General features: G+C 69.4%; 6 protein-coding genes and 1 pseudogene. 2 read left to right on the top strand and 5 right to left on the bottom strand.

What is annotated here, in order from left to right; translation table 11 throughout:
• Positions 1-66 precede the first annotated feature (66 nt).
• The 4 genes and pseudogenes from IEY89_RS39825 to IEY89_RS39810 form a co-directional block, all read right to left on the bottom strand.
• Positions 67-420: a hypothetical protein gene (locus IEY89_RS39825; protein ID WP_189152401.1), complete on the bottom strand. Its 354-nt coding sequence runs from the start codon at positions 418-420 to the stop codon at positions 67-69.
• A 339-nt stretch (positions 421-759) separates the two neighbouring features.
• Complete coding sequence (locus tag IEY89_RS39820; RefSeq protein WP_189152400.1) at positions 760-1,092, bottom strand: helix-turn-helix domain-containing protein; 333 nt, start codon at positions 1,090-1,092, stop codon at positions 760-762.
• Positions 1,093-2,161: 1,069 nt separating this feature from the next.
• Positions 2,162-2,332, bottom strand: a complete 171-nt coding sequence (locus IEY89_RS39815) for a hypothetical protein (RefSeq protein WP_044472719.1) — start codon at positions 2,330-2,332, stop codon at positions 2,162-2,164.
• 170 nt (positions 2,333-2,502) lie between these two features.
• Positions 2,503-2,850 (bottom strand): annotated as a pseudogene (locus tag IEY89_RS39810) (ATP-binding protein); the annotation flags it as partial.
• Positions 2,851-3,013: 163 nt separating this feature from the next.
• On the opposite strand from IEY89_RS39810, the gene IEY89_RS39805 reads away from it, so the two are divergent.
• On the top strand, positions 3,014-3,418 hold the full coding sequence (locus tag IEY89_RS39805; RefSeq protein ID WP_189152399.1) for a hypothetical protein: 405 nt from the start codon (positions 3,014-3,016) through the stop codon (positions 3,416-3,418).
• Between the two features lie 107 nt (positions 3,419-3,525).
• The gene (locus IEY89_RS39800; RefSeq protein ID WP_189152398.1) at positions 3,526-3,705 is read left to right on the top strand and encodes a hypothetical protein; all 180 of its coding nucleotides are present in this window, start codon (positions 3,526-3,528) and stop codon (positions 3,703-3,705) included.
• Between the two features lie 39 nt (positions 3,706-3,744).
• On the opposite strand, the gene IEY89_RS39795 is transcribed toward IEY89_RS39800, so the two are convergent.
• Entirely contained in the window at positions 3,745-4,626 is an 882-nt protein-coding gene (locus tag IEY89_RS39795) for a relaxase domain-containing protein (RefSeq protein ID WP_268240810.1), read from the bottom strand.
• Positions 4,627-4,747: the final 121 nt, after the last annotated feature.

Genomic DNA, 4,747 nt, shown 5'->3' with positions numbered 1-4,747 from the left:
CGGACTCGCCGTCTGCCTGATCACCCACCGCCACGTCCAACGGCTTTGTTAGGGACTGTTAGTGCCTCAGGCACTGACGACCTCCAAGCCGTGCTGGCCGATCCTGTCGGGTGTCGACTGGCGCTCCTGCTCCTGGCGCTCGCGTTCGTCCACGCGTGCCTGCTGCTCCGCTTCGAGCGCCCGGTACTCGCAGTCGTCGCACAGATGCGGGTGGCTGTTCCCGCGATCCCATTCGACCGCGGTGCTGGCCTTCCACCGGTCGTCGGTGAACTTCTGCCCGCAGTCCCCGCACACCGGGCGCTGCACCTCGCGTTCGACGGCTTCCTGCGCTTGGCGGCGCTGCGCGTCTTCGGCGCGGCGAGCGAGGAAGGCATCCCGGCGGGGATTGCCGCGCGTCCCACAGGTTCTGGTAGCCCTCACGGCCGAAACGCCAGAACACGGGCCCGGCCGGGCCGTGCTCGCCCAGCAGCTCCAGCGTGGTCGCCACGATCGGTCTTCCCGTTGTAGATGCGGAAGCCGCCTTCGGCCCACTGGCCCTGCCAGCGGGCGCGGGTGAGACCGGCGGCGGCCTGCCCGGCAGCCCGGGCCGGCCGCGCCAGCAGGCGCATCAGTCGCGGGGGTACGCAAGGTGCCGAGCGGGGTGCCGGGCGGGAGGCGAACTCCCGTCCCGTACCGGCGGCTGGGCATCTTCGGCGATCATGCTCATATTCTTGAAATCGGCGGAAGAGTACGGTCCGGCGCGTCGCCGTGCAGTGCGGGTCAGACGCCGACCATGTACAGCGATGCGGTGCGGCGGTATGCGGCGTTGATGCGCTGGGCTTCCTCGAGCTGGTCCTCGAGGGCAATGATGCGGCAGGCGGCCTCGATGGGGGTCCCCTGGTCGACGAGTTCCCGTGCCCGGGCGGCGATACGCAGCTGGTAACGGGAGTAGCGACGGTGCCCGCCCTCGGAACGCAGCGGGGTGATGAGGCGGGCTTCACCGATGGCGCGCAGGAAGCTCTGGGTGGTGCCGAGCAGTTCGGCAGCCCGACCCATGGTGTAGGCGGGGTAGTCGTCGTCATCAAGACGGTTGTAGGAGTCGTCCGCTGTCATCTCACCTCTCTGTGGAACACGTGGAGGGGCCCTGGTGCCATTGGCACCAGGGCCCCGAAGGAACTGCTACACCATCTGCCGGCCCTGGTTACTGCGCCGGCCCTGTGTTTCCGCAAGCCCGACCTGAATGCTGTCGGGGCTGCTGGGATCGCGGTTGCTCGACCGGAGACCACCTCACTATCGATGTCCTGCGGTACCCGGACTCAACAAGCCACCCGGGCGATCCTGATGGCGCTCGGCTCCTCCGTTCTTCCCTCTGGGATCAACTGCTTGTAAAGCGGGGGAATGCGCACTGCTGGTGATACGAACCGCTCAATGGCCTGAGAGAGCGCCACTCTTCGGCAGCCAGCCCCGTTCGCCTGTCCTGCGTCTGCTCTGGCTTGGAACCCCACTGCCGAACCTCCCGGTGCGCGCGCCCGCAGCCGACGCCTTCACCGAGGTACTACTTCACCGACCTCACTGCTGAGAACCACAAACTGCACTTACCAGTACTGCCACCGCGTCAACCGCGGTACCGCTCACGGCGGCCCCTCATCACTGCGGGCCACCCGGTCCGGTCGTCAGTCCCGTCGCCGTCCTGCAACAACCCTGGCTTCGAAACTCCACCACCGCACCGTCCAACGAACGACAACTGCACTACTGCTGCCCGGCAGTTCGTGTCTGCCAGGCCCTGCTGTTCCTCTTGGCTACGAGAGAAACCATAACCAGACCCACCACTGAATGTCTACTCCAGCCAATACAGATTTCTGCGCACTCGTCAGTGAGATAAGCGGTGGGGCAGGAGTAAGGCACCATCGGCGCCCACCCCGAGCGGGACGGCCAACTCCGGATCGCTGCGGCCTGTCACGGATGCTGCCCGACACTGCGGACCGGGGCCGGTTCCCGTTGGAGGTGCCAGGTTCCCGGCTGGCACAGGTACCGGCCCCGGACCTGACCGGACGCGTACCCGCACGGAGACCGGCGAGACGGCCGGCCGTGTGTACAGAACGTGAGAGCCCCGGACGTGCGGGTGGGGGTGCACTGATCATCAGTGCACCCCCACCCGCATGTGGCGTTCCGTGAACGCGTCCTACCAGCGATACCAGCGGCCACGCTTGCCGCCTGCTCCGGTGGAGCGGGCGAGGAAACCGACCAGCCAGATCACCAGGACGATCACGGCGATCCACCACAGGGCCTTCAGGGCGAACCCGGCGCCGAAAAGGATCAAGGCGAGCAGCAGAACGAGTATCAGGGGAACCATAGTTATCTACCTCCGCCCCGCCATCTGCCCCGGCTTGATCTCCGTACACGCCGAGACTTATCTGTTTCTTATTCCGCCGCTCGGGGCATCCGACGGGACTGTCCGCAGCACCACGGATGCGCGCCTCGTGTAGCTGGTCCGACGGCTGCTGTGCCGCAGGACTCGTCGGCTCAGCGGTGGGCAGTGGCGCTGCGGGGTGGGTCGGACAGGGCGATGCGGGCCGCGACGCGTTTGCCGACCGGTTCCCGCTCGATGAACAGGTCCTCGGTGACGGCCTTGACGACCTCCAGGCCGTGCCGGCCGATCCTGCCGGGACCGGCGGCCCGGGCCGCGGGCATGATCGGGTCGCTGTCCCACACGACGACATCCACAGCGTGGGCGTTGACGCGCAGTTCCATCCGGACGGGGCCGGGAGCGTACTTGACGGCATTGGTGACCAGCTCGCTCACCACCAACTGGGTGCCGCACCACCGCGGGGGTGGATGCGCACCGGCGCGGTGGTGCGCATCCACTCGGTGGGCGGTGCGCACTGGTACGGCCGACGGCGCGGGAGTGGTGTGCTCCCTCCCGGACGCACGCCGATCCGTGTCTGTTCGGCCTAACAGCACGCGCCGGGCCGCAATCATCTCCATAGGGTCGCGGTGACGATCGTGCAGGCCACCGGCCCGAAAGGAATGACCCATGCGGATACGCTCCGCGTTCACCACCGCAGGTGCGGTTGCCCTCGCCGTCGGCCCCTTGGCCGGCCTGGCACATGCCCAGCCCGATCTGGATTGCCGCGACTTCGCCTTCCAGGAAGACGCCCAGGCGGAACTGAACCGAGACCCCAGCGACCCCCACCGGCTGGACGAGGACCAGGGGCCGGACGACGGCATCGCCTGCGAGGTCCTGCCCCACAGAAGCACCACCAGCACGACGGCGGCCACCCCTCTCCCCACCCGTGGCGTCCAGGGCGGCATCGGCGGCAGCACCGGTCCCGCCGACTTCGAATGGGCTCTGGGCGCGGCCCTTGCCTGCACCTCCCTCGTGGCGGCAGGTGCCTACGCTGCTCGGCGACGCCGCGGCGCCAGCCCGCGAAGGCACTGACCGGCCACCGCCGGTGACCGACGATCTCCATCCACGGCCAGCCCGAGCATCCCGAAGCCCGCGCACACCAGACCCGTGACCAGCAACATCACGATGCACAGTGCTCAGTGGCCGGCCTCCCGGCCGCGGTGCGGTCCGGGCTCCTGCGGGCGGTGCGCCTGCTGCTCGTCCTGGCGCACCGGCTGCGCTCCATCGGCATCGTCCTGTTCGGTGTAGCGGTCCGCCCGGGTGCGGGAGTCGTGGGCCGCTTTGGCGAACGTGTCCTGGAGGTGGCGCGGTGGCGGTGACGGTGGTGGTGCGCAGCTTCTCCCGCACCACCACGCCGGCTAGGACAGCCCGGTCGTACTGCAGCGGGATGCGGAAGATTTCCCACTCCCCCGCTTCCTGGCCCGGGGGCCGGGGCGCAGCCGGCTCGCCGGGATCGGCCGGGGGTTGCCGGTCCGGGCCGGGTGCGGGGGTGGGCGGCGCCGGGCGGGGAGGGCGGACAGGGACCACCGGGCGGTGTAGAGGCGGTAGTCGACCTCCAGGCCGCGCACGGTCTTCGGCTCGCTGATGTCCAGGCAGTGCGTAGAGATGGCGGCGGCCACGATTCTGTCGTCCAGGCCGGGGTCGCGGCGGCGGCCGCGCAGGACGAGGGCGAGGTGGCGGCGGGCTTCGGCGAGCAGGTGCCGGCGGCGGAAGCGGCCACCTTCGTTCATCACGAACACCGTCGCGGTGACGTCGACGGCCGCCAAGGCGACGTCGACCACGGCGGCGACCCGGGCCCGGATCGCCGCCGCTGCAGCACGCGCGTACTCGAGGAAGGAGTTGATGATGTCGACGGCCACCCCGGAGGTGCGGATCGCGCTGCTCTTCCACCACGCGCGCAGCTGCGCGAGCGGCTGGGTCTTCTGCTTGGGCGGGCGGGTCTTGCGGGCGGCCATCTGGTTCAGCTTGGCGCGGCCCCGTTCGGAGACCACGGGCAGGAACTTCAGCTCACCGTTGTCGTCGACCGCGGTGACGTACTCGTGCTCCAGGTCCTCAATGCAGGCGGCGATCTGGTCACTGCGCCGGGCGGTCCAGCGGATCAGCTCATGCGGCACCCCGGCAATCTCCATCACGGGCCGGCGCCCCGGGGTGACGGTGCGCGGCTCGGTCGCCAGCCCCAGCACCTCGCAGACCTCCGCGGCCACGAGCTCGTTGTAGAGCCAGCACGCCCCAAGATCAATCGCGGGTCAGCCCGTTAGAACTCGCTGTCGATGCTGCTGTCGATGCCGGTGACGATCGCTGCGCCCAGCGGGGCGTCCTCCTCGCTGAAGCCGCTGTCGCGCAGCGCCGTGGAGACCAGCC

The sequence above is a fragment of the Streptomyces lacrimifluminis genome (assembly GCF_014646095.1).
In the GTDB taxonomy this organism is placed as follows: Bacteria; Actinomycetota; Actinomycetes; order Streptomycetales; family Streptomycetaceae; genus Streptomyces; species Streptomyces lacrimifluminis.
This window is presented reverse-complemented; position numbering and strand designations above follow the sequence as displayed.

What these genes read in the sequence shown, in the direction of transcription:
- IEY89_RS39815 (WP_044472719.1), bottom strand. Translation starts at nt 2,332, where the DNA reads ATGGTTCCCCTGATACTCGTTCTGCTGCTCGCCTTGATCCTTTTCGGC.
- IEY89_RS39820 (WP_189152400.1), bottom strand. Translation starts at nt 1,092, where the DNA reads ATGACAGCGGACGACTCCTACAACCGTCTTGATGACGACGACTACCCC.
- IEY89_RS39805 (WP_189152399.1), top strand. Translation starts at nt 3,014, where the DNA reads ATGCGGATACGCTCCGCGTTCACCACCGCAGGTGCGGTTGCCCTCGCC.